A 25,754-nucleotide genomic window follows, 5' to 3' on the forward strand; every position below is an offset into this window, starting at 1 on the left:
ATGTTAGATGTTAGATGTTAGATGTTAGAAAGTTTACAAATTTCAATTCCACACCCATTACCTTTTACCATTAACCCTCAAGTAAACAATCTTAAGCCCAAATTCAAGTTCAATGCCTGATGTTTGGTGTTTGATGCTGATTACTGATTACTGATTACTGATTACTGATTACAAAAGAACAACTTTCCATTTTCCGTTTCCACCTCCTTAACCTTTAACCCATTAACCCTCAAGAAAACAATCTCAAGCTTAAATACAAGTCCACTGACCGGCGTTTGTTGCTCAATGCTGGATGAAGCTGATAGCTATCAACTTTTAACCATTAACTATCAACTGACCACCGACTACCGACTACCGACTACCGACTACCGACTACCGACTACCGACTACCGACTACCGACTACTAAAGAACAATTTTCAATTCCCACTCCCCTTAACCTTTAACCCTTTTACCCATAAACCCTTAACCCAAAACCCCCATCCGTCAATTCAAACAGGGCATTCGTCAATTGACACCCTAAATCACGCTCATTTTATACTTCCTTGCTCCTTTAACCCTTAAAACCAATACAATGAAAAAAATTGCCTACTTCGTTTCCATGCTACTTTTGATAGGAATTATAATTGTGGCCTGTAAAAAAGATGATGATTCCACGCCACCAGGTGCTGATCATACGGTAACGGGTTTTACCCCTCCCAGCGGTTCAGTTGGCACAACTGTTACCGTAAAGGGAACCGAGTTTACAAACCAAAATATTCAGGTTAAATTCGGAGTTACCCTCGCAACAGTATCGGGTGTTCATGTAAATGGAACCGAACTTTACACCTCCGTTCCAGAAGGAGCCGAAACCGGAAAAATTTCCGTGACCATAGATGGGGTGGAGGTCAAGAGCACCAGCAATTTTACCGTGACCGAAGAGGTTTCAGGGCCGGAAGCCATTGAATTGGCTGAAACCAGTTTGGAAATGCACACCTTGGATACTGCTAAATTTCCCGAGATTACCAATTTGGACGAATTTGAAAACCCAACCATTTCCTATGAATCTGACAATACAGAAGTGATATATGTGGATGCAGAAGGCAATTTAATAGCACTACAAGCTGGATCGGCTAATATTACTGCAAGTATTGGTAACTTGAACGCCAGTATTGAAGTAGATGTAGAATCCAGCATTTTTGTTGGGGGTTATATCGAGAAAAACAATGGCGAGTATGGTGTGTCAACGGTATGGAAAAATGGTGTTGCACATGAACTTTCCGATACCAACAGCTATGCCACATACATAGCTGTGGAAGGGCCCAATCTTTATGCCACACATGTTGAATACAGTTTGGATGATACCCGACCCATTAAGGTTTATAAAAACAACACCCTTTACGGAACCGTTGGAAACGTGGATGAAAACAATAGGGCCCCTAAAGCCATGCAGGTAGTAGGAGATGATGTTTATATCTGTGGTTTTGAAAAGACCGATGGTACCCAATATGCCAAATATTGGACAAATAGCACGGAGACCGTCCTTAGCGCTGAAGGCAACCCGGCCGTTGCGCACGGTTTGTTTTTAAGTAATGATAAACTTTACGTGGCAGGCAAAGAAGACATAGATACTGACATAGCAAAGTACTGGATAAACGGAAACCCTGCCGAATTAGCTAATACTAACTCTGTTGCTTATGACATCTATGTGAATGATATAGGTGAAATATATACCGCAGGGGAAAAAGGAAACATAGCAACAATTTGGAAAAATACAGAGATATTGCACCAGTTTGAAGAGGGTAACAATTCTAACCAAGCAAATTCCATATCAGTCCATAATGACAATGTTTTTGCAACCGGTGTGGACTGGACAACCCAAATGGGCAAGCTTTGGATCAATGGGCAACTAGCATATGAATGGCCCGGTCATGGAAGTGCCCTTACTGTTTATAACGGGTCTATTTACGTAGCAGGCTGGAAATATGATGCAATATTGGAAACAAATACTGCTGTTGTTTTAGAAATCAGCTCTGAAGGAGAGCTTATAGAGGAAAAATTCCTTTCTTCAATCTCAGGAAGCACCTACGCTAATTCTATAGTGGTCAAATAACCCCTTTGTAACACGGAATTCAATACATACGCCCAGCCAATTGTGGAGCTTTTTTATTTCCTTTTATACAACGGCACCGCAGAACAAGCCTCCCCATACATTACGCTTTTGGCCACTAGTTGTATTTGGGTCATGGCCAAGATATAGGCGTTTTCCGGCACGGGTTTGTTGGAGCAGCCTTTAATAATCACAGGTTTGTCTTTAAAAGGTTCCAAGTTTAATTGTGAGAGTTGTTCTTGGTAAAGCGACGTTTCCAAGGTTTCCAAATCGCCCACAACCACTTTTTTGGCAAAGGGCGCCAATTTAGAGGTCACTAGCATATAAGCCCAACCGGGTACAATGGCATCTGTGGAGCATGTCAACGCCACATAAGCGTCTTGGTATTGGGACCAATCCACACTTTCTAAATGGGCTCTAAATTCCTTTTCGCGAAGAATAAAGCCCTCATGTAGCCAGTCCTTAATATCCAATACTTCCCTGCGACCTTCTTGGTAGAGATCCTCAAGGTCAAAGGTGATCAATTTGCTTTCTGCTACTCTATTTCTAATCTCAGTCATGGGTCTTTAGTCTTGAGTATTGAGATAAATGAGATTTTTACTCATGACCCAACACCCATTTCTCATTACCATTTACAATAACCCCAACTCCAACTTCGCCTCTTCGCTCATCAGGTCTTGGGTCCAAGGGGGATCAAAAGTAATCTCCACCTCAACATCCTTTAGGATATCCAAGGACTTCACTTTTTCCTCCACCTCAACCGGCAAGGTTTCCGCTACTGGGCAATTGGGCGTGGTCAAGGTCATTAAAATTTTCACATCGTAATCCTCGTTGACGAACACATCGTAAATCAATCCCAGTTCGTAAATGTCCACTGGAATTTCTGGATCATAAATGGTTTTAAGCACCCCAACGATTTTCTCGCCGAGTTCTTGGGTCTCTATAGTGATTTCTTCGCTCATTTTTTTAGTTTAGGTGTTTAGATGTTTATTGGTTTAGAAGGCCTATGAACTCCTAAACTCTTACCCTTCTAAACTCAATTCAACTGAGTTTGATAGGCCACAGCATACAACTTCAGCTGCTTGATCATACTTACCAAACCATTGGCCCGTGTGGGCGATAAATGTTCCTTAAGGCCAATCTCATCAATAAACTCCGTGTTGGCATCAATAATATCCTGCGGTCTTTGGTTGCTAAACGCCCTTATCAAAATGGCAATGATTCCTTTGGTGATTATGGCATCGCTATCCGCGGTAAACACTAATTTGTCAGCATCCAGTTCGGCATGTACCCATACCTTGCTTTGACAGCCTTTGATGATATTGTCCTCGGTTTTGTATTGCTCCTCGATCAAGGGAAGGGATTTGCCCAGTTCAATCATGTACTCGTACCGCTGCATCCAATCGTCAAACATGGAAAACTCGTCAACAATCTCTTCCTGTATTTCAGCTATGGTCATCTAAAAATTTTGTTCAAAAATACGATTCAGGCTCTTGCCCATCAAACCTTTAAGATAAAGATAACTTTAGGCTAGAGCAGCATGTTCCTGGCCCGCTTAACGCCTTCCACCAACACATCCACTTCCTCCTTGGTATTGTAAAAGCTAAAACTTGCCCTTACAGTTCCTGGAATACCATAAAAGTCCATGATAGGTTGTGCGCAGTGGTGCCCGGTACGTACGGCAATGCCCAGTTTATCCAAGATGGTTCCTATATCGTAGGGATGAATGCCTTCAATATTGAATGAAATCACCGAAGTCTTGTCCTCTGCTGTACCATAAATCCGAAGTCCTTCAATACTTAACAACTGCTCCGTGGCATAATCAAGTAAGTCCGATTCGTATTGGGCAATGGCTTCCATTCCAATGCCGTTCAAATAGTCCAATGCTGCACCAAATGCAATCCCGCCACAAATATTGGGAGTTCCCGCTTCAAATTTATGAGGTAAATCGGCATAGGTGGTCTTTTCAAAGGTAACCTCGGCAATCATCTCACCTCCACCTTGATAGGGGGGTAATTTTTTCAGCCATTCCTCTTTCCCATAAAGCATTCCAACCCCTGTTGGGCCACACATTTTATGGGCCGAAGCTGTATAGAAATCCACATCCAAAGCTTGCATATCAGCCTTAATATGGGCTGCAGCCTGTGCTCCATCTATCAATACTGCAGCGCCTACCTTATGGGAAGCTCCAATAATTTCTTCAATGGGATTTACCGTACCCAAGGCATTGGATACATGGTTGCAGAATACCAGTTTAGTTCGGTCTGAAAGCAGCTTATGGAACTCTTCCATCACCAATTCCCCATTTTCGTTCATGGGAATTACCTTCAACACACCTCCAGTTCTTTCACACAACATCTGCCAAGGCACAATATTGGAGTGGTGCTCCATGGCCGAAACCAGAATCTCATCTTCTTTTTTGAGCAGAGAAGTAAATCCACTGGCCACCAGGTTGATGCCATGGGTAGTTCCCGAGGTTAGGATTACCTCGTATGCTTTGGCAATATTGAAATGATTCTGGATTTTTTCGCGTGCAGCCTCATAGGCATCCGTGGCTTCCTGGGACAAGCTATGTACCCCACGATGTATGTTGGCATTGTACCTATGGTAGTAATCCACAATCACATCAATGACCTGCTGCGGGGTTTGGGATGTTGCCGCGTTGTCCAAATACACCAGCGGCTTTCCATTCACCTCTCTTTGCAAAATGGGAAAATCCTTTCGGATTTTTTGGATATCCAAGCCTACTTCCAACATAGATTACAGATCAAATCCCACCCTTACACCAAGGGTATTGGCGATAATTTTGTTGATGCGTTTCTTGAGTTCGGGAATGCGAACACTTTCCAATACGTTGTTGGCAAAGGCGTACATCAATAATGCAGTGGCTTCCTTTTTTGGAATTCCCCTGGATTGTAGATAGAACAAAGCATCTTCATCCAACTGACCTATGGTACAGCCATGGGAGCATTTTACATCGTCTGCAAAAATTTCCAATTGGGGCTTGGTATTAATTGTTGCCTTATCACTAAGTAGAATGTTATTGTTCTGCTGAAAGGCATTGGTCTTTTGAGCTATCTGATCTACGATGATCTTCCCATTGAAAACTCCAGTTGACCTCTCCCCAAAAATTCCCTTATAATCCTGATGGCTTTCACAATTGGGCTGGGCATGGTGCACCAAAGTATGATGATCCACATGTTGCTTTTCACCCAAAATGGTCACCCCTTTTAAGGTAGAATCAATTCGTTCCCCGTTTTGATAAAAATTGAGGTTGTTACGCGTTAGTTTTCCGCCAAAGGAAAAGGTATGCACGCGAACAACACTGTTATCTTTTTGGGAGATATAGGTGTTGTCCACCAAGGAAGCGGTCTTCGCATCATTTTGAACCTTGTAATAGTCTACAATGGCATCCTTGGCTGCAAAAATCTCCGTCACCGCATTGGTGAACACTTCATTTTCAGTCAAACTTTGATGACGTTCAATAATCTGAACCTCAGCGTTTTCTTCTGCAATGATCAAATTCCGGGGTTGAAGCATCAAAGCCGCCTCATTTCCAGTTGCAAAATGTACAATCTGAATAGGTTTTCTTGGCGCCTTGTTCTTCGGAATATAAATATAGGCTCCCTCTCTACTAAAAGCGGTATTCAAGGTAGTAAGCGACTCGTCTTTCGAGGCCACTTTATTAAAATAAAGCTCTATGATCTGCTTGTACATGGGCTTGCTGAATGCAGCACTCATCAAACAGACATCTACCCCATCATGGGTGGTCTCAGACAAGTACGAGCTATAGACCCCATCAATAAAAACAATCTTGTAGGTATCTATCTCGTGAAGGAAATATTTTTTGATGTCCCTGTATTCCAAGGTATTTTCCTGTTTTGGAAATACACTGAAGTCCACTTTTTGAAGATTGTTCAAGGAAGTATATTTCCAGGCTTCTTCTTTTTTGGAAGGAAACCCTTTTTCCTCAAAATTCTTGATGGCCTCTGACCGAACTTCGTGTATCGGATTATCCAAATCCACGTTGTTCTCAAAAGCTATAAATGAAGAAAGTAATTTATCTTTTAAATCCATTTTCTTTCTCGTTGTCATTCCCGTGAAAACGGGAATCTTAAAATTATCGGTTTATCACATCAATGGATTCCTACCGTCGCAGGAATGACATAGGACTTATACAGCCGTCTCTTGCTTTATCCAGTCGTACCCTTTTTCCTCCAATTCCAAAGCCAATTCCTTGGTGCCCGATTTTACAATTTTTCCATCGTGCAATACGTGCACAAAGTCGGGGACAATGTACTCCAGCAATCTTTGGTAGTGGGTAATCACAATGATGGCATTCTCTCCGCCACGCAACTTGTTGACCCCATTGGCCACAATGCGCAATGCATCGATATCCAATCCAGAGTCGGTTTCATCCAAAATAGCCAGCTTAGGTTCCATCATCGCCATTTGGAAAATCTCATTTCGTTTTTTCTCACCTCCAGAGAATCCTTCGTTCAATGAACGGGACAAAAACTTGCGGTCTATTTCCAACAGCTCGGACTTTTCACGAATCAATTTTAGCATCTGGTTGGCTGGCATATCTTCCAAGCCCCGTGCTTTTCTGGATTCATTGATGGCCGTTTTCATGAAGTTGGTCACCGATACCCCTGGAATTTCAACCGGATATTGGAAGGAAAGAAAAATTCCTTTGTGCGCTCTTTCTTCAGGAGCCAACTCTTCCAAATCTTCGCCTTCCAGGGCAATGCTTCCTTTCTTAACCTCAAATTCTTCCTTGCCTGCAATTACCGAAGCCAAGGTACTTTTTCCAGAACCATTGGGTCCCATAATGGCATGAACCTCTCCAGGATTCACCTGAAGGTTGATTCCCTTAAGGATTTTTTTATCCTCCACGCTGGCGTGTAAATTCTTTATCTCTAGCATTTTCAAAAATTGTCTTCTTTGTTTGAATTATTTGATTTCGGCTACGCTCAATCACCCTGATAGGTAGCTGAGCGGAGTCGAGGCTATCCCACTGAGCCTTCCAGGCTTATTTCCAATAATTTTTGGGCTTCAACGGCGAACTCCATGGGAAGCTTGTTCAAAACCTCCTTGCTAAATCCGTTTACGATCAAGGCTATGGCCTTTTCCGTATCAATCCCTCTTTGGTTGCAATAGAAAATTTGATCCTCCCCAATTTTACTGGTCGTGGCCTCATGCTCTATTTGCGCCGATTTATTTTTTGTTTCGATATATGGGAATGTATGCGCACCGCAACGGTTGCCCATCAAAAGTGAGTCACACTGTGAAAAGTTTCTGGCATTTTCCGCTCTACTGTTCACCTGAACCAAACCACGGTAACTGTTTTGTGATTGCCCCGCAGAAATTCCCTTGGAAATAATGGTACTCTTGGTGTTTTTCCCCAAGTGAATCATTTTGGTTCCCGTATCCGCTTGTTGAAAATTGTTGGTTACTGCAATGGAATAAAATTCCCCAATGGAATTGTCGCCTTTCAACACACAGGAAGGATATTTCCAGGTTACTGCCGATCCTGTTTCTACCTGTGTCCAAGAAATTTTCGCATTTTTCTCGCAAATTCCTCTTTTGGTCACAAAGTTGAATACGCCTCCTTTACCTTCTTTATCTCCAGGAAACCAGTTCTGTACGGTAGAGTACTTGATCTCCGCATCATCCAGGGCTATAAGTTCTACTACAGCGGCATGCAATTGATTTTCATCCCGTGATGGGGCGGTACACCCTTCCAGATAACTCACATAACTTCCTTCATCCGCAATGACTAAAGTTCTTTCGAACTGACCTGTACCCGCTTGGTTGATCCTGAAATAGGTGGAAAGCTCCATCGGACATCTTACCCCCTTCGGGATATAGCAGAAAGACCCATCAGAGAAAACTGCCGAGTTCAGTGCTGCATAAAAGTTATCTTTTTGGGGAACCACTGTCCCGATATATTTTTTGACCAGTTCCGGATGTTCCTGGATCGCTTCAGAAATGGAACAAAAGATGATTCCTTTTTCCGCCAAGGTTTTTTTGAAGGTAGTGGCCACGGAAACAGAATCCATAACAATATCCACCGCAACGCCTGCCAACTTTTTTTGTTCATCCAAAGAAATTCCCAACCGCTTGAAAGTATCCAGCAACTCGGGATCTACCTCGTCCAAACTATTGTATTTGGGTTTTTTGTTGGGCGCGGAATAATAGGAGATGTCCTGAAAATTGGGTTTCTCGTATTGCACATTGGCCCACTCCGGTTCTTCCATGGCTTTCCAGGCACGGAAGGCCTCCAGACGCCATTCGGTCATCCACTCGGGCTCCTGTTTCTTTTGGGAAATGGCAATAACAATGTCCTCGCTCAATCCCTTGGGAAAGGTGTCCGATTCAATATCTGTGTAGAAACCATACTCGTATTCCTTGGTTTCCAGTTCTTTCTTTAATTCTTCCTCTGTATAAGCCATACTTTACATTTAGCCAATGAGCAATGGACAATTAACAATGTTCAATTAGAGTGAAAAGCTTTCTCCGCAACCACATGTTCTTTGGGCGTTGGGATTGTTGAAGACAAAGCCTTTACCGTTGAGTCCCCCGGAATATTCCAGAGTGGTGCCCACTAAGTATAAAAAGCTCTTTTTATCTACGATAATTCGCACTGCATTATCCTCAAAAACCTTGTCGTTTTCAGCAGCGGATTTGTCAAAATTCAGTTCATAGGATAATCCACTGCAGCCCCCACTTTTCACACCAACCCGAACAAAGTCCGTGGATGCATCGAAGCCTTCCTCAGTCATCAAGCTAACTACCTTTTGTTTGGCTGTTTCCGAAACTTTAATCATTCTACTTGGATTTATTCTAAATAGCGTACAAATATAGGTCTTTAGTGGGGTTTTACCATAGTTCCTAACATTATAATAACGAATGCTGGAATAGGGGTTATCTATGGAACAGGGAAGTTATTTTATTTTAATGACTACAAGGTCGCTCAATCCTTTGGGCACAAGGCCTGGGAAGTCATCACTGGCACTTTCGCCAACAAGCACCAAGCTGCCATCGCTGTTATCTACAACATCAAAACCAAAATCGATTCCTGAACCTCCAAAAGTTTGCTGATATTCGATATTCCCAGATGCATCTGTCCTAATGATCCAAAGGTCGTTTTCCCCCTGATTTTCCAGGGCATCTCCATCAGTGCTTTTGGAATTCCCGGCAATCAATAGACCCCCTTCCGCAGTAATACTCACGGACTGGGCCGCATCAAAGGCCGTTCCCCCATACGTTCTTTCCCAAATCAATGCGCCGGCATCACTAACCTTGATCAACCAGACATCGGACTCTCCATTATTTCTCGAAATATCCGTGTCTGTACTGAACGTGTTTCCAGTAACCACATAGCCCCCATCCAAAGTTTTGGTTATACCATAGGCCTTGTCAATGCCTGTTCCTCCAAAAGACTGCTGCCAAAGTAACTCTCCCTGATTGCTCACTTTGAGCACCCAAAAATCATAGCTTCCTTTGGGATCGGTAATATCAAAATCATCGCTTTCCGAAGCCCCCGCCAAAACAAATCCGCCATCGTCCGCCTGAACCACACCATAGGAGCGGTCATTGTTGGTGCCTCCAAAATATCTACGCCATTCCAGATTGCCTTGTGCATCCAATTTGGTTCCCCAAAATTCTCCGACCCCGTGCCTTGTGAGATAACCTCCTTTGCCCTCATTCCCTGCTCCACCAGAGGAGGTTACATCCAAAAAACCTGAGAAGAAGAACCCGCCATCGGCCGTCTCAACCACATCATACGAATGGTCGTGACCGGAAAACCCAAAGCTCTTTTCCCAAAGAATGTTTCCGGAGTTATCCAATTTCAAAATCCAGTTGTCATGGAACCCTTCATTATTGCTCCCATCTCCATCATCACTCATAGCATAGCCCACTATGGCATAGCCGCCATCCCTGGTTTGAATCACGGATTGCCCCCGGTCATCTTTGGTTCCTCCGTAGGTTTTGCTCCAACTGAGATTTCCTTCTTGATCCAGCTTCAATAACCAATAGTCATTAACGTTGGTGGACTTGCCTGACAAATCCCCATCCATACTGTTGCTATAACCTAAAACCGCATAGCCGCCATCTGAAGTTTGAATCACGGATTGGGCAGTGTCCTCACCACTTCCTCCAAAACTTTTCATCCAATCCACCTCTCCTTCAAAAATTCGTTGTGAAGGAATGTTTGTTGGCGAATCGTCACTGAGACACCCCAATGCTGTTACCAACACCAACATTCCTGCTAACTTCTTCATGATGCAATTTTAATTGGATTTTTGAATGACAAAGAGACCGCCACCCGTATCACTGATAACAATTTTACCGCTTTCAAAAAATGGATATACACTCCAAACACCGTCAAATCCAGCAGTATTGTTGGCAGGGAGAGTATCGAAAAAAGCCTTTTCCGAAATGTTCTCATTTTCAATATCCGAAATGTCGAGAACTCGCAGTCCAGCGGAATAATTGGCCAAGAAAAACTCATCTCCCAACACATAGCCGTTATGGTCTATAGCACCTGTAGGGCCTAAATAGGTAGTATGCAGGCTTGGGTTGTCCAGATCGGAAAAATCAAAAATGAGGGTTCGGGAATTGAATCCAAAATCGGGTTCGTCCAGTTCATCCCCTAAAATAAAGTAGCGGTGATCCTCAGTAAACCATCCCTGATGGGTATATCCCACATTGGTATAGGACAAAGTGGATATACCTACTGGATTGGACTTGTCCGTAATATCCACTATGGCAATTTGGTTTTCATTGGCTCCAACAAAAATCTCTTGGCCCGTGTAGTCCGTGTCCGGCCCTTGATAGGTAATCACTTGGGCGTCATGGGTGTATCCGTTGCCACCGTAGCCACCAACTCCAGACGGACTGGTGGGGTTTTGCACGCTTATGAAATGAACCCCGCCGTTAAAGGCATCGTTGCGGGCTGTTCCTACAGGATAGGCATAGCCCATTTCTTCATTGATGACAATGTTATGCGCATTCCCTATTCCTGTGTACCTGGCATCTGCCGTCAAAACTTGGGGAGGGCTTTGCACATTGCGAAGTCTGGTCAAATCAAAAACCTGCATCCCGTGTCCAGGGGCTTCCGAAACAACAAAGGCATGGTTATTATAGACTTTTATATCTCTCCAGGTGCTATTGTCCGTTGCCGTTGGCATTTTTCCAACGTAAATTGGATTTGAGGCGTCGGTAATATCCACAAAAGCAGTTCCGTTGTTTAGCCCAATCAATGCGTACTCTCTATTGTTTTCGGTATCTGTCCATCCCCAGATATCATTCCCGGAACCTGCGCTCAAGGAATTCAAATTCATATGGAATAGAAGGTCATACCCATCACAGGGATAAATTGCCGCCATTCCACTTTCACAAGGTGTGGCTCCGCGTGTTACATCCCCGCTTCCTACGTCTATTGTAGTACCACCGCCATTATTACCCCCATTGTTTCCTCCATTGTCTATGGGAGAAACAAAACCGTCATCGCTGGAACACGATAGCATAATGAAAACCAAAAGGATGGTAAAGTGAGGTTTTACCATTTCAAAGCAATTTTAAGTTTAATTTAAAGATACCATTTTATAATTATCCTATTTACTTTTGCAAAATGCTAGAAAACAAGAACTCGCAGCGAACTGCCCTGGAGCAAATGGGTGAATTTGGTTTGATCAAACATCTGACCCAACATTTTGAACTGACCCAACCTTCATCTTTCAAAGGGGTGGGCGATGATGCGGCAGTTTTGGACTTCAAGAACCAAAAAACCATTGTGTCCACTGATCTTTTAGTGGAAGGCGTGCACTTTGATTTAAGCTATATGCCCCTGAAACATTTGGGTTATAAGGCCGTCATGGTAAATCTTTCGGATATCTATGCCATGAATGCCACTGCTACACAAATCACAGTTTCGCTTGCAGTTTCCAACCGATTTCCTTTGGAAGCCCTTGAAGAATTCTACGCAGGGGTTGCCCAAGCTTGCAAAATTTACAAGGTGGACTTAGTAGGAGGTGATACCACCTCATCCACCAAAGGGATGCTGATTAGCGTAACAGCACTTGGGGTTGCCAACGAGGTTGATTTGGTTTATCGCTCAGGCGCCAAAGCCAATGATCTATTGGTGGTATCTGGGGATTTGGGAGGTGCGTACTTGGGCCTTCAGGTCTTGGAACGTGAAAAAGAGGTGTTCAAGGTAAACCCCAACAGCCAACCCGATCTTGACCCCTACTCTTATATTGTAGAAAGGCAGTTAAAGCCCGAAGCTAGAAAAGACATTGTTGAACTACTGGACAAACTGGAGGTAAAACCAACCGCAATGATTGATATCAGCGATGGTCTTTCTTCGGAAATTTTGCACCTCTGCGAGCAAAGTGGAACGGGTTGTAATCTTTTTGAGGATAAAATCCCATTGGATCCAACGGTGATTTCCACTGCTGAAGAGTTTAAAATGGATTCCACTACCATAGCTTTAAGTGGCGGGGAGGATTACGAATTACTCTTTACCATTGACCAAGCAGATTTCCCAAAGATCAAGGCCAATCCTAACTTAACGGTGATTGGTCATATGACCTCAAAAGAAGAGGGAACCCATTTGATCACCAGAGCCAACACAAAAATTGCTTTAACTGCTCAAGGTTGGAGTTCCTTCAACAAATAAAAATCCCGAAAACAAGGGCAACACTCGAAAGACGGTCTTGGGGCACGCGACTGCACTGAACGAGTTGCTTACTTAATTTCCGGGATTACCCTTGAAATTTTTTAAAAGCGTGACGATTACTACGCCACTTGGGGAACTTGTCTATTACGTCTTTTGCGATACATATCTGCCAAAGTACTGTTGATGTCCTGTCGCTGTGGGGTTAAAGCAGAAAGTTTACCACTTGCATCCGTGGTAACTTCTTTTTGACAATGCAGACATTTGTACTCTTTAATATGTTCTGTGACCTTTTTGGAAACTACATAATGGTGTCCAAAAATGTTGCAGAAGAAAGAAGAAAATTTGTTGCCATGGTTGTTGGAGGAGGAAGTCTTCATAAGTTGGTGTTGTTTGGGGGCATTCAAACGATTTGGGGATCGAAAAATGCGGTAACATTTAACTGTAATTCTATTTTATAATTCTAATGTTTTAGATTAGACATTTATTACTGCAACGGCTGTTGATAACTTTTTATTTTGTGAATCTAGCTGAAAAAGTTTTTTTTCGATGAAATACACACTTATCGATAAAAAGGGGCTTTCGGCCGTTGACTTACTTGTTCGAAATATAATTATTTGATTTATTTTAACAAAAAATTATTAACACTTTATGAACAAAAAAACTGTCGCCGTAACCGCATTTGCACTTTTCTCCCTTTTTTTTGGCGCAGGTAATCTTATTCTACCCCCGCTGCTGGGTTTTAAGTCTGGAGATTTATGGTGGTTGGTTGCCCTCGGGTTTTGTTTATCGGCGGTTCTCATTCCCATTCTGGGAATTCTCGCCCACGCCAAATTGCAGGGCACCATGTTCGACTTTGCAAAAAAGGTTTCTCCCACATTCAGTTTGGTCTATTGTTATATTGTGTATGCCATTTCCATTGCGTTGCCATCGCCCAGGACAGCATCGGTTACACATGAAATGGCCATACAGCCTATTTGGGATTCCTCTTCCCTGCTGACCAGTATCATCTATTTTGTGTTGGTCTACATTTTTGTGGTCAACCGTTCCAAGATTTTGGATGTGATAGGTAAATTTTTGACCCCAGGAATTTTGATCGTGTTGGTATTGATCATGGGGGCTGCCATTTTTAGCTTGGATTTCAACTTTGGAATTTCCCAGTTCAGCAACTCATTTACTGCTGGAATCTTGGAAGGTTATCAAACTTTTGATGCCATTGGCGCTGTTGTGGTAGGTGGGGTAATTATCATATCCATTAACCTAAAATACAAGAAGGCTTCCTATGAAACCAAAAAAGGTCTTATCGCAAGAGCTGGATGGTTGGCTGGTCTTGGGTTGTTCCTTATTTATACAGGCTTGATCTTAACGGGATCTCTCTTCGGGGATTCTTTTGATTCTGAAATTTCCCGAACAGCACTGCTTAGTGGCATAAGCCAGAAAACTTGGGGAAACACCGCTGCGTTATTGCTCAGTATCCTGGTGAGCCTTGCCTGTTTTACAACAGCCGTTGGAATCGTCACGGGAACCGCGGATTTCATCAGAGGACGCTTTAACGACTCCAAAACCGCCTATACCATTACAGCTGTAATAGGTTGTATCCTCGGGATATTGATGGGGCAGTTCAATGTAGGCTATATCATCGCCGTGGCTTTACCCGCACTAATGTTTATTTATCCCATTACCATTGTATTGATCATCCTTAATGTACTGCCTGAAAAATGGGCTTCGGCCAAAGTCTTCAGATGGGTGGTTATTACTGCCGTCATATTTAGTATTCCAGACTTTTTGGGAAGCATCGGCTGGGGCGAATCCATTTCTGGAATTACCCAATGGATTCCTTTGAGCAAAGCTCATATGGGTTGGGTATTGCCTGCCTTGGTGATGTTCATAATCTCCAATCTAGACCTAAACAAGAAACGGAATGTTAGTAGTTAACCCCTTTTCTTTCTATTGTAATGATAAATGGCATAAGCAATCCCCACCAATACCACAAAAGGCAAGTATGACCCAATAACCACCCCTATCTCGTACCAACTGTCGGGAGCCTCCTCTATTTTCTTGTCTATGTCTACTTGAAGTAAGCTTAAAAATCGCATTTGTTCCTTTGTCTTAATTGTCACTCCAAACGAAGTGAAAAGTCCAACTTTTTAATGCTGCAATTAGATGCTTCGCGATACTCAGCGAGACATTGCAGCCCAAATTTCTTGCTGCTGGTTCATCAACTCCTCAATTTCCTCAGCTTCAATTGGGATGTTCCGCATAAGATTAAATGGCTCCCCTTTCTCTTGAATGACCACATCATCTTCCAATCGCACCCCAAAGCCCTCATCAGGAATATAGATTCCAGGTTCCACGGTGAACACCATATTCGCTTTCATAGGGGTCTTGAGTTCCCCATAATCATGCGTGTCCAATCCAATATGGTGACTAGTGCCATGCATAAAGTACTTTTTATAGGCAGGCCAATCTTTATTTTCATTTTGTACATCCGCCTTGTCCAATAGTCCCAAGCCCAAAAGTTCGGAGGTCATGATCTTCCCCACTTCTTTGTGGTACTCGGCCCAAATTGTTCCAGGCACCAGCATTTTTGTTGCCTCGTTTTTAACTCGAAGTACGGCATCATAGACCGCTCGTTGCCGGGCATTGTATTTCCCGTTTGCCGGGATGGTCCGGGTAAGGTCACTGGCATAATTGGCATATTCCGCGGCCAAATCCATAAGGATCAAATCCCCGTCTTTTACCTGCTGGTTGTTCTCAATATAGTGCAGCACATTGGCATTGTTTCCCGAAGCAATAATGGGCGTGTAAGCGAATCCTTTGGAACGATTTTTTACAAATTCATGGAGAAACTCTGCTTCCATTTCGTACTCCCAAACCCCCGGTTTGGTGAATCCCAATATCCTTCTAAATCCTTTTTCGGTGATATCACAGGCTTGCTGCATCAACGCAATTTCCTCCGGCTCTTTTACCCCTCTAATTTGCTGTAAAATGGGATTGCTCTTTGCCCATCTATGCGCTGGAAAGTCTTTTTTACACTTTTCGATAAACCGATCTTCCCTGGTTTGGGTTATCACAGCCTGCCTGTAGTGTTCATTGGTATTAAAGTAAATGGTATCCGCCTCCGTCATCAAATCAAAAAAGATCTTGTCAAAATCGGTGAGCCAATAAACCGTTTCAATTCCGGAAACCTCCGTCGCTTGTTCCTTGGTCAATTTTGCTCCTTCCCAAACGGCAATATGCTCATTGGTTTCCCTAACAAACAGGATTTCCCTGTGTTTTTTATCCATGGCGTCTGGGAAAAGCAACAACATGGTTTCCTCCTGATCAGCCCCACTTAGATAAAAAATATCCCTGTGTTGTTCAAAGGCCATGGTGCTATCCGCACTAATGGGATAAATGTCATTGGAATTGAACACCGCAATACTTTTGGGCTGCATTTGAGCCATAAATTTCTTGCGGTTTTTAACAAAAAGCTGATTGCTGATCGCGTGGTATTTCATGTTTCAAAAAGGTTTGTCCAAATGTAGGTAATTGCTATACCGATGACAAATTCATACCTTCCACAATGAAACAAAACAGCTAGTTCATGAAACAATTCCTACTCCCATTGCTGCTCCTTCTTTTTCAAGCGATTCCTGCACAACAAAAGCCCACCGAGGCCCATACGGTAATTGAGGCTTTGTCACATAAAACACAAATGGCTCAAACGTCCTTGGTTAAAAATATTCCCTTAAAAAATATTGGCCCTTCCGTGATGAGCGGTAGGGTGGTGGACTTGGATGTCAATCCCAATGATCCAACAGAATTTTATGTGGCTTACGCTTCCGGGGGACTATGGTACACCCATACCAATGGGATTTCATTTACCCCGATCATGGATAATTCCAACACCCAAAATATTGGGGATATTGCTGTGGACTGGAACAATGGAACCATTTGGGTAGGAACAGGCGAAAACAATTCCTCCCGTTCTTCCTATGCCGGCATTGGCATTTTAAAATCCACTGATAAAGGGAGAACTTGGCAAAATATGGGATTACATGATTCGCACCATATTGGTAGAATCTTGATAAATCCCAACAACCCGAATGAGGTTATAGTGGGAGTAACGGGGCATCTTTATTCACCAAATAAGGAGCGGGGAATTTATAAAACCACAGATGGTGGACAGACCTGGACACAAACACTTTTTGTAAATGATGCAACAGGAATCATTGATATGGCCTTTGCACCCAACAACTTCAATATACAATATGCCGCGACCTGGGAAAAGGATCGTAAAGCCTGGAATTTTACTGGAAATGGCTCAGCTTCTGGTATTTATAAAAGTGTGGATGGTGGTAGCCACTGGACATTGATCAGTGCTGAGGGCAGCGGTTTCCCTACGGGAGATGGTGTTGGCCGTATTGGACTGGCAGTTTTTGATGACAACACAGTCTACGCTGTGCACGACAGTCAATTCCGAAGAGATAAAAAAGAGAAGAAAAAAGAGGATGGGTTAACCAAGGACGACTTTAAGGCTATGGATGTGGAAGTATTTCTTGCTTTGGACGATAAAAAGTTGAACGAATATTTGAAGACCAATGGCTTTCAGGAAAAGTATCGGGCCCAGAACGTAAAACAACTGGTGCGCAGTGGCTCAGTGAAGCCTGTGGATTTGGCCAAGTATTTGGAAAATGCCAATTCGCTCTTGTTCGACACCCCTGTAATTGGTGCGGAAGTGTATCGCAGTGACAACGCAGGATCCAGGTGGCAAAAAATGAATTCAAACTATATTGATGACCTATTCTATAGTTACGGTTACTACTTTGCGCAAATCAGGATAGACCCAAATAACAAAGACCATATCTATTTGGCCGGGGTGCCTCTTGTCAAGTCTGAAGATGGAGGGGATACCTTTACATCCATTGGCAAGGAAAATGTGCATGTGGACCACCATGCGCTTTGGATCAACCCAAAACGATCTGGGCACTTGATCAACGGCAATGATGGGGGGCTCAACATCAGCTATGACGATGGAGAAAATTGGGTAAAAAACAATTCGCCCAAAGTAGGACAATTCTATGCCATCAATATAGACCATGAGGAACCCTACAATGTATATGGCGGTTTACAGGATAATGGGGTTTGGAAAGGGGCACACAACAACAAAGAAGATCGGGGTTGGCACCAAAGTGGTTCCAATCCTTGGAAATCCATTCTGGGAGGGGATGGCATGCAGGTCCAGATAGACAATAGAAATTCCAATACAGTATATACCGGGTATCAGTTTGGCAATTATTACCGTTTGGATTTGGAGAATGGGAAGCAAAAGTATATTCAGCCTAAGCATGAGTTGGGCGAATCTCCCTACCGCTTCAACTGGCAAACTCCCATCCTGTTGTCAGGGCATAATCAGGACATCCTCTATTTAGGTAGTAACAAATTGCACCGATCGTTGAACCAAGGTGACGAGTGGGAAACCATTTCCAACGATTTGACCCAAGGAGGTAAACCCGGTAATGTGGCCTTCGGCACCCTGACCACATTATCTGAATCGCCATTTAAATTTGGGCTATTGTACACTGGTAGTGATGATGGTCTAATCCAGGTCTCCAAAAATGGAGGTGGAAGTTGGGACCTTATCTCTGGTTCCCTTCCCCAAAATTTATGGGTAAGTGAAGTGGCAGCATCCAAACACAAAAAGGAAAGGGTATATGCTACTTTGAACGGCTATCGTTCAGACGACTTTACTCCTTATATATATGTAAGCGAGAACTATGGAAAGTCTTGGAAGAATATTTCAAGCAATATTCCTGCATCACCCGTAAACGCGCTGGTGGAGAATCCCGAGAATGAAAATCTACTATTTGCAGGCACGGATAATGGTTTGTACGCCAGCTTTAACCGAGGGGATTCCTGGGAACTTTTCCAAAATGGAATGCCCAATGTGGCCGTACATGATTTGGTTATTCAGCCCGAGGCCAAACATCTTTTGGTTGGAACCCATGGCCGAAGTATCTATAAGGCAGATATTTCAGTGTTGCAGCAAATGACACCCAAAGCTCTTTCCAAAGATTTGGTCGTTTTTGAGGTAGATGCCATCAAGCATTCCAAGAGTTGGGGCAATGCTACTTACACTTGGGGCAAACCTGAAACGCCAGGCTTGGATATAAGTTTCTATTGTTCCGCTTCAGGTTCTTGCATTACCAGAGTGTTGACCGCGAACGGCACGGAAGTCAGTTCCACCGAAATGGAAGCTGAAAAAGGATTAAACATCCTTTCCTATGATTTGGCCTTCTCCAAAAAAGGGAAAAGTAACTTCCTTAAACGAAACAAAATGAAATTGGAAGAAGCCAAGGATGGAAAAACCTACCTCCCAAAAGGGGCTTATATGGTGGAAATTTCAGGAAATGGGCAGACCCAAAAAATTGAATTCGTGATAGAGTAGTTTCCATGAGGTTTGTGGGACTATATTCACTTTATCAATTTGAGTCAAATTTCTGAGGTATCAGGTTGGAAGACAGCTGTAAAGAATTAAAGATTTTCTTAAATTTAGAAAACTTGATGGTTCAATTGTAACCTTCCCCCACTTTTGATTGAACCCTTTAGCGCTGGCAAACACATCAACCTAAACCTTTCAAATCATGGAAAATGTTAGACGAAAACGCATTAAGTCCATTGACATGTTGCGTGGATTGGTAATGATCATTATGGCATTGGATCATGTGCGTGATTATTTCCATGCCGACGCCTACTTTTTTGATCCTTCGGATTTAACCCAGACTAACGTACCATTGTTCTGGACCCGCTTTGTGACTCACTTCTGTGCACCCGTTTTTGTTTTTCTTGCAGGAACCTCCGCTTTTTTTGTAGGACAGCGTAGAAATAAAAAATCACTTTCCGTGTGGCTTCTGAAAAGAGGGATTTGGTTGATCATTGCTGAGTTTACCATCATTAAACTGGCCTGGATGTTCAAATTGGACTATTCGGGAGTACTCCTACAGGTGATCTGGGTGCTGGGCATGGGCATGATAGTTTTGGCCGGTTTTGTCCATCTTCCCAAAAAACTGGGCCTTGTCATTTGCTTAGTGGCGGTATTTGGCCATAATTTGTTGGATTCGGTAGCCCCCACCACACCTTTTGCAACAGGGCTATGGTCCTTTTTGCATGTGTTTAATCTTGTCGACTTGGGATTTATCAAGGTTTTTGTGGGTTATCCCTTGATCCCATGGGTTTTTGTGATGCCCTTGGGATACTATTTTGGGGCTTTTTACAAACCCTCTTTTGATCCCAAACTCAGGATTTCCAGATTGTTTCAAATAGGTTTGGGATTAACCCTTTTATTTTTTGCTCTGAGGGCCATCAATATTTATGGGGATTCATACCATTGGGCCACACAGGATTCAGTTGGACTCACCATTGCTTCCTTTTTCAACATTACCAAATATCCCCCATCCCTGCATTTCTTGCTGATAACCCTTGGCCCCTCTTTGGTGTTCTTGGCCCTGGCAGAAAATTGGCAGAACAAATGGACCGAAAAAATGGTGGTTATTGGTAGGGTTCCCATGTTTTTTTACATCGTGCATATTTATGTCATTCACGCATTGGCCGTAATTGCCGCAATGATGACGGGCTTCAGTTTTTCTGATATGGTGATCGATCTTTGGATCACCCTCCAACCCCAATTGCAGGGGTATGGATTTAAACTCTGGGTAGTTTATCTTATTTGGGTTGTGCTCATTATTGCGCTTTATCCCATTTGCAGTTGGTACAACAACTATAAGACAGCTCATAGGGAAAAATGGTGGTTGAGTTATTTGTAGCTAATTTTATGGCAGGCCCATACTTTCAATTGGCCTAATTGACAAAGAATGATAGTAGATATTCAGCGGTATTTTGAGCGACATCCCAAGTTCAACAAACTCATGGGTGACAACTATTTGTTTGTGGAATACAAATGCCCCATAGATGTTGAGAATTTTCAGCTATTTACCGATTCCCACATCATTAACTATGTTATAAGTGGTAAAAAAGATTGGTTCGGGCCTAATAAATCTTATGAAATCCAGGGAGGAGATGCTCTTTTCGTTAGGAAGGGCGTATATACCACACGTCAACATTTTGAAGTGGACTACTGCGTGATCCTCTTTTTTATAACGGATGATTTTGTGGCCAATTTTTTCAAGGATCACCCAGATTTAGAATTTAACTCTTCCCAAACCAATTTTGACCAGATTTTTGAAGTTGATGTAAATGATTCCTTCGAGGCCTTGATCTTGAGCATTTTCAACTACTTCAAACAGGATGGAGAAATTCCCAAAAGTTTGGTGGAGATAAAATTTCGGGAGTTGCTTTTCAACATCCTCTTGAATCCCAGAAACAGAAGCTTGGCGCAATACCTCTATTCCCTTTTGAACACTCAAAAATCGGATATGGAACATATGATGTTACGCAACTTTCAATACGATCTTGGCCTTGATGAATTTGCCCGGCTTTGCGGACGCAGTCTTTCCGCATTCAAGCGTGATTTTAAATCACATTTTAAGGAAACCCCTGGTCGCTGGATCAAGAACAAACGGCTCGAATATGCCAAAACCCTCTTGAACCAATCTTCATTGACCATCAATGAAATCTGTTACGAAAGCGGGTTCAAAAACACCTCTCATTTCAATAGTACCTTTAAGGAAAAGTATGGACTACCTCCCCTTCAGTTTCGGTCCAGAATACAATCACATTAACTGCAACATTCTGTTTTTAAGTTGAATAGCCTGGGCTTTAGCACAAACTATTTGGGCTTTTGGGAAAATCCATCCTTTTAAGGTTGTGCCAATTTTGCATGGTAATCAAATTAGAAAACCATGGAATCAACAATCAAAACAGAAAACTGGACCCGCTTGGCCCAACGGTTGGGAGCACTTTTTGCCGAACGGGCCAACGAAAAAGATCGCACGGCTTCCTTTGTACATGAAAACTACGAAGACTTAAAAGCCCATAGATTTTTCTCCGCCCTTATTCCAAAAGAATTGGGCGGCGGCGGAATATCCTATACGGAAATGTGTGAGATCATCAGAATCATTGGTAACCATTGCGGCTCTACTGCCTTAGCCTTTTCCATGCACCAGCATTTGGTTGCAGCCGCTGTTTGGAAATACAAGAATAAAAAGGAAGGTGCCGAAACATTGACAAAGATTGCGGACCAACAGCTGGTCTTGGTCAGTACGGGAGCCAAGGATTGGTTGGACTCCAATGGATCGCTTAAAAAAGTTAATGGAGGATATTTGTTTTCGGCCAAAAAGCACTTTGCGAGTCAATCTGTAGTTGGGGACGTAGCCGTAACCAGTTCTGTATTTACAGATGAGGATGGGGGAGAATATGTGCTTCATTTTTCCATTCCGTTAAAACAGCAAGGAGTATCCTTATTGGATGATTGGTACACCTTGGGTATGAGGGCCACGGGATCCCAAACCATCATTTTTGAAGAAGTGTTTCTTCCCGAGGAAAGTATAGCACTAAAAAGGGAAAGGAATGAATTTCATCCTGTTTGGAATGTGGTGCTAACGGTGGCCATGCCATTGATCATGTCTGCCTATGTAGGTATTGCTGAAAAAGCTGAGCATCTGGCCATAGCCGCTGCACAAAAAAGTTGTCAGCACCATTTACCCTATAGTCTTGGAAAACTCCACAATACGTTTTTGGGTTGTAAAGCTCAATGGATGGCCATGCGGTCCTTCGCCAACAACCTCAACTTTAAACCTCTGGGATTGACCTCGGCCGATATCCTGGCCTATAAGACCAATGTGTCAGACTTGGCACGGGAGACCGTTAGCTCAGCAATGGAAATAATCGGGGGGCAGGGGTTTTATCAAAAGCACTTGTTGGAACGTTTGTTCAGGGATGTACAGGCATCACAGTTCCATCCCTTGCCCAAATGGAGCCAGTACGAATTTACCAGCAGGCACCTAATCGAAAATCATAAATAGTAATCCTAAAAAACCAAAAAATGAAAAATAAAGTATTCAACACCGCACTTTTAGCGTTGGCCCTGTTAACAACGGCCAGCGGACAAGAATTAGATCTATTGGCCTTTAACCAAGTAGATGAACCTAGGATGTTTGCTTCTATTACAAAGAGCAATCTTGAGGAACCAAACGCGCACTATATCTCCAAGATAGCTTCAAGTAGGTTTAGTACTTCTGTACACCCTTTGCAGCAAAAAGTGGCCAACTTTGAATTAAATGATTTGCAAGAATTCGATGAAAACGAACCGTCACGTTATCACGTTGTTTTCTCCAATGAAAATGCGTTGGTTCATGCTTGGTATGATAGTAAAGGTGAACTTAGTAAAACTATAGAACGATACACAAATCAAGTCCTCCCCTCCAATGTCAGACAAAAAATCGCCTTGGAATATCCAAAATGGTCATTCGGAGACAATGTGTTGGTTGTTCGATTTGTCCGTGGGAAAAAATTGCGGCACTATTTACGACTGCAATTGACCCTTGGCAAAAATCGAAAAACGGCAAAATTTAGCTATTAGAAAAAGACCCGTAAAAGAAAAACCTCGATCTTTTGCGGGTTTTATTTTACAGATATCCTTGAAAACCCCAGTTACAACAGGGTGTTTACTTAAAAAAAACAAACATAATCCTCAAATTTCTGGGGGATTAAGCCCAATAATTCCTATTTTTATGGTTTCCAACCAACCTTTTTCAATCTTTTTAACCAATTACCTCTTTTTGGAACGTATGCAACGTGTTCGGGAAATAACATTCTTTAAAAATATTCGGGAGATCCGTGAATATGATTTTGGTGTATTCTATTTTTTTGATGGTCTTGTTATTTCCGAAATCAAAGAGGGTGTTGTCTTTAATTGGTCCATGGCCCAAAAAGCCATAGATGCCGCTTATGAAGTGATTGGACAAGACAGGCCTATCGCCTATATTTCCAACCGAATCCACAACTACTCTGTGGTGCCTACGGATTGGATCAAGTTCTATACGCACCGTCACAAACTGGAACTTTACTCGGTTGTAGCTTATAACAAAAGTGGGCTTGCCAGCATTATTCTGGAGAAAATGTTCTTCAGGAACAACATTCGTCAATTTTCTGATTTGGAGACTGCCATCAATTGGAGCATATCAAAAATTGAGGCCAAAAACGAACAGCCAACAATTTAACACCCTAAATGGAATAGGGCATCTCCTTGGTTAACCACCGCCTGATGGTTAATGCAAAAGATATATCCGTCAAAGGGCGCTTTTATTTTCTTGTTTTTTTTGGCGTCCGTATCGGTGATCATCCCAATGACTTCACCCTTGACCACGGCACTCCCATTGCTCTTTTGGGGAATAAACATACCTGCCCTGGAAGCCCTGAGCCAGCGTGTTTTGGTTAATTCAATAGACTGCCGTTCCCATGACGTCCCCTTTTTAGAGAGCATTCCAAGGGAATTCAATACATTTTTAATTCCAAGGATTCCTTGCTCAATTGACCCTTCATCAAAACGCATGCTTTCTCCCGCCTCATATACAATGGTTGGGATTCCCATCCTGAGCGAAGCCTTCCTAAAGGAACCTGCTATCAATCTAGATGCAAAATAAAAGGGAGCGTTAAAAGCCTCCGCCAATTTTTTGCTTTGCTTGTCTTCTTGGGAATACCTGATCTGTGGAAAATTGAACCGCTGCCCACCTCCGGTATGAAGGTCTATACCATAATCGATTTGGGGTAAAATTTCAGAGGTGTAGGTATAGGCGATCCTACTGGCCAAGGAACCGGTTTTTCTTCCAGGAAAACTCCTGTTCACATCCTTCCCATCCGGTACATCCCGTGAAAAATGTATAAAACCAAAAATATTTAGAATGGGTACTACTATTACGGCACCTTTCTTGATATCAAACAAATCGTTCTGAAGCATTCTCCGGACCGTTTCCACCCCATTGATTTCATCGCCATGCAAGCCTGCCTGCACCAAAACCGTTGGGCCTGCTTTTTTGGCATTAAAAACATGCACGGGTATATGAATCAAGGTGCCGGTTGGCAATCGGGCAATATCTATCTGCACCAACTTATTCTGTCCTGGAGCCACCTTCTCTCCATTGATGGCAATGGTTTTATTTTCGCTTTCGATACCCATTTTTTTCCACAAATTGAATGATGTGCTTGGCCACGTTAACCCCAGTTGCAGCTTCAATACCCTGTAAACCTGGTGAGGCATTGACCTCAATTAGAACCGGGCCTTTTTTAGAGCGCATTAGATCTACACCAGCAACGCCAAGCCCTAAATATTTGGTGGCGTTCAAAGCTATGTACTGCTCCTTGGCGGTAGGTTTGATAGCCGTCGTATCGGCCCCACGATGTACATTGGATCGGAAATCGTCCAAATCGCTGGTTCGCTTCATGCTGGCCACCACCTTGTTGCCCACCACAATAATTCGGATGTCCTCCCCATTGGCCTCTGAAATATAACGCTGCAAAAGAATACTGGTATCCATCTTGTAAAGTGTATCTATGATAGACTTGGCCGATTTTTTGCTTTCGGCCAAAATCACACCCATCCCATGGGTACCCTCTTGAAGCTTAATGATTACCGGGGGGCCACCCAATAGTTTGATCTGTTCCTCAATGTTATCAGGATTGATGGAAAAGACGGTTTCGGGAATGGGTATCCCCTTGCGCGCCATAATTTGTAGAGTGCGCACCTTGTTCCTTGCCCTGGTGATTCCTAGGGAACGCGCCGTACTGAACACATTGTTCATCTCAAACTGTTTTACAATGGCTGCTCCGTGCCTGGTAACCTTGGCTCCAATTCTTGGGATGATAGCATCAAACTCATTGGTCACGTTTTCCTCATCCAGATAAATCTGGGGGTTCCCCTCACCCAATTTTACAGAGCATTTGGTATGGTCAATAACCTCCACATAATGTCCGGCATTCTGGGCTTCCTCAACAATTCTCTTGGTAGAGTGTACATTAAGGCTCACGGATAAGATGGCAATGTCCAT

24 protein-coding genes are annotated in these 25,754 nt (G+C 43.0%); 9 read left to right on the plus strand and 15 right to left on the minus strand.

All coding sequences use genetic code 11. The annotated features are described in order from the left end of the window. Positions 1–572: 572 nt before the first annotated feature. Entirely contained in the window at positions 573–2,090 is a 1,518-nt protein-coding gene (locus ACRHOZ_RS14235) for an IPT/TIG domain-containing protein (RefSeq protein ID WP_431126757.1), read from the plus strand. A gap of 53 nt (positions 2,091–2,143) precedes the next feature. Here the strand turns inward: ACRHOZ_RS14235 and ACRHOZ_RS14240 are convergent, their stop codons facing one another. From ACRHOZ_RS14240 to ACRHOZ_RS14285, 10 genes are all read right to left on the minus strand, one after another. Then, positions 2,144–2,647 (minus strand): DUF2480 family protein, encoded by a 504-nt coding sequence (locus tag ACRHOZ_RS14240; RefSeq protein ID WP_431126759.1) that lies wholly within the window; start codon positions 2,645–2,647, stop codon positions 2,144–2,146. 72 nt (positions 2,648–2,719) lie between these two features. Beyond that, positions 2,720–3,049: an iron-sulfur cluster assembly protein gene (locus ACRHOZ_RS14245; protein ID WP_431126761.1), complete on the minus strand. Its 330-nt coding sequence runs from the start codon at positions 3,047–3,049 to the stop codon at positions 2,720–2,722. Positions 3,050–3,123: 74 nt separating this feature from the next. Then, the gene (locus tag ACRHOZ_RS14250) at positions 3,124–3,546 is read right to left on the minus strand and encodes a SufE family protein (RefSeq protein ID WP_431126763.1); all 423 of its coding nucleotides are present in this window, start codon (positions 3,544–3,546) and stop codon (positions 3,124–3,126) included. Between the two features lie 71 nt (positions 3,547–3,617). Next, a complete protein-coding gene (locus ACRHOZ_RS14255; RefSeq protein WP_431126765.1) occupies positions 3,618–4,844 on the minus strand; it encodes an aminotransferase class V-fold PLP-dependent enzyme in 1,227 nt (408 codons plus the stop codon). Between the two features lie 3 nt (positions 4,845–4,847). After that, positions 4,848–6,164, minus strand: coding sequence for a Fe-S cluster assembly protein SufD (gene sufD / locus ACRHOZ_RS14260; protein WP_431126767.1), 1,317 nt, complete (start codon positions 6,162–6,164; stop codon positions 4,848–4,850). Positions 6,165–6,260: 96 nt separating this feature from the next. Continuing rightward, positions 6,261–7,013 (minus strand): Fe-S cluster assembly ATPase SufC, encoded by a 753-nt coding sequence (gene sufC, locus ACRHOZ_RS14265; RefSeq protein ID WP_431126769.1) that lies wholly within the window; start codon positions 7,011–7,013, stop codon positions 6,261–6,263. An 83-nt stretch (positions 7,014–7,096) separates the two neighbouring features. Continuing rightward, positions 7,097–8,542 carry a Fe-S cluster assembly protein SufB gene (gene sufB / locus ACRHOZ_RS14270; RefSeq protein WP_420401539.1) on the minus strand — a complete coding sequence of 482 codons (1,446 nt, stop codon included), beginning with the start codon at positions 8,540–8,542 and terminating at the stop codon, positions 7,097–7,099. Positions 8,543–8,587: 45 nt separating this feature from the next. After that, positions 8,588–8,917: a HesB/IscA family protein gene (locus tag ACRHOZ_RS14275; RefSeq protein ID WP_138836632.1), complete on the minus strand. Its 330-nt coding sequence runs from the start codon at positions 8,915–8,917 to the stop codon at positions 8,588–8,590. 117 nt (positions 8,918–9,034) lie between these two features. Then, a complete protein-coding gene (locus ACRHOZ_RS14280) occupies positions 9,035–10,375 on the minus strand; it encodes a hypothetical protein (protein WP_431126772.1) in 1,341 nt (446 codons plus the stop codon). A gap of 9 nt (positions 10,376–10,384) precedes the next feature. Next, positions 10,385–11,662, minus strand: a complete 1,278-nt coding sequence (locus tag ACRHOZ_RS14285) for a choice-of-anchor B family protein (protein WP_431126774.1) — start codon at positions 11,660–11,662, stop codon at positions 10,385–10,387. Positions 11,663–11,727: 65 nt separating this feature from the next. Here ACRHOZ_RS14285 and thiL point away from each other — a divergent pair, with 65 nt between their 5' ends. Further along, a complete protein-coding gene (thiL, locus tag ACRHOZ_RS14290; protein WP_431126776.1) occupies positions 11,728–12,774 on the plus strand; it encodes a thiamine-phosphate kinase in 1,047 nt (348 codons plus the stop codon). Between the two features lie 119 nt (positions 12,775–12,893). Here the strand turns inward: thiL and ACRHOZ_RS14295 are convergent, their stop codons facing one another. Beyond that, positions 12,894–13,151, minus strand: coding sequence for a hypothetical protein (locus ACRHOZ_RS14295; protein ID WP_431126778.1), 258 nt, complete (start codon positions 13,149–13,151; stop codon positions 12,894–12,896). A 271-nt stretch (positions 13,152–13,422) separates the two neighbouring features. Here ACRHOZ_RS14295 and brnQ point away from each other — a divergent pair, with 271 nt between their 5' ends. Then, positions 13,423–14,706, plus strand: a complete 1,284-nt coding sequence (gene brnQ, locus ACRHOZ_RS14300) for a branched-chain amino acid transport system II carrier protein (protein ID WP_431126780.1) — start codon at positions 13,423–13,425, stop codon at positions 14,704–14,706. Here the strand turns inward: brnQ and ACRHOZ_RS14305 are convergent. Next, positions 14,703–14,867 (minus strand): hypothetical protein, encoded by a 165-nt coding sequence (locus ACRHOZ_RS14305; RefSeq protein ID WP_431126782.1) that lies wholly within the window; start codon positions 14,865–14,867, stop codon positions 14,703–14,705. The genes brnQ and ACRHOZ_RS14305 overlap by 4 nt on opposite strands. A gap of 81 nt (positions 14,868–14,948) precedes the next feature. Continuing rightward, complete coding sequence (locus tag ACRHOZ_RS14310; protein ID WP_431126784.1) at positions 14,949–16,271, minus strand: aminopeptidase P family protein; 1,323 nt, start codon at positions 16,269–16,271, stop codon at positions 14,949–14,951. 86 nt (positions 16,272–16,357) lie between these two features. Between ACRHOZ_RS14310 and ACRHOZ_RS14315 the strand changes: the two genes are divergently transcribed. From ACRHOZ_RS14315 to ACRHOZ_RS14340, 6 genes are all read left to right on the plus strand, one after another. Continuing rightward, positions 16,358–19,201, plus strand: a complete 2,844-nt coding sequence (locus ACRHOZ_RS14315; RefSeq protein WP_431126785.1) for a glycosyl hydrolase — start codon at positions 16,358–16,360, stop codon at positions 19,199–19,201. A gap of 196 nt (positions 19,202–19,397) precedes the next feature. Then, a complete protein-coding gene (locus tag ACRHOZ_RS14320) occupies positions 19,398–20,576 on the plus strand; it encodes a DUF1624 domain-containing protein (protein WP_431126787.1) in 1,179 nt (392 codons plus the stop codon). 48 nt (positions 20,577–20,624) lie between these two features. Beyond that, on the plus strand, positions 20,625–21,491 hold the full coding sequence (locus ACRHOZ_RS14325) for a helix-turn-helix domain-containing protein (RefSeq protein WP_431126789.1): 867 nt from the start codon (positions 20,625–20,627) through the stop codon (positions 21,489–21,491). Between the two features lie 120 nt (positions 21,492–21,611). Beyond that, positions 21,612–22,733: an acyl-CoA dehydrogenase family protein gene (locus ACRHOZ_RS14330; protein WP_431126791.1), complete on the plus strand. Its 1,122-nt coding sequence runs from the start codon at positions 21,612–21,614 to the stop codon at positions 22,731–22,733. Between the two features lie 20 nt (positions 22,734–22,753). Beyond that, entirely contained in the window at positions 22,754–23,290 is a 537-nt protein-coding gene (locus ACRHOZ_RS14335; RefSeq protein WP_431126793.1) for a hypothetical protein, read from the plus strand. Positions 23,291–23,441: 151 nt separating this feature from the next. After that, the gene (locus ACRHOZ_RS14340; RefSeq protein ID WP_431126795.1) at positions 23,442–23,930 is read left to right on the plus strand and encodes a hypothetical protein; all 489 of its coding nucleotides are present in this window, start codon (positions 23,442–23,444) and stop codon (positions 23,928–23,930) included. On the opposite strand, the gene ACRHOZ_RS14345 is transcribed toward ACRHOZ_RS14340, so the two are convergent. Further along, on the minus strand, positions 23,927–24,886 hold the full coding sequence (locus tag ACRHOZ_RS14345; RefSeq protein WP_431126797.1) for a succinylglutamate desuccinylase/aspartoacylase family protein: 960 nt from the start codon (positions 24,884–24,886) through the stop codon (positions 23,927–23,929). The genes ACRHOZ_RS14340 and ACRHOZ_RS14345 overlap by 4 nt on opposite strands. Continuing rightward, the gene (locus tag ACRHOZ_RS14350) at positions 24,864–25,754 is read right to left on the minus strand and encodes a RimK family alpha-L-glutamate ligase (RefSeq protein ID WP_431126799.1); all 891 of its coding nucleotides are present in this window, start codon (positions 25,752–25,754) and stop codon (positions 24,864–24,866) included. The genes ACRHOZ_RS14345 and ACRHOZ_RS14350 overlap by 23 nt, the downstream gene beginning before the upstream one ends.

The sequence above is a fragment of the Flagellimonas flava genome (genome assembly GCF_050617915.1).
Lineage (GTDB): Bacteria > Bacteroidota > Bacteroidia > Flavobacteriales > Flavobacteriaceae > Flagellimonas > Flagellimonas flava_A.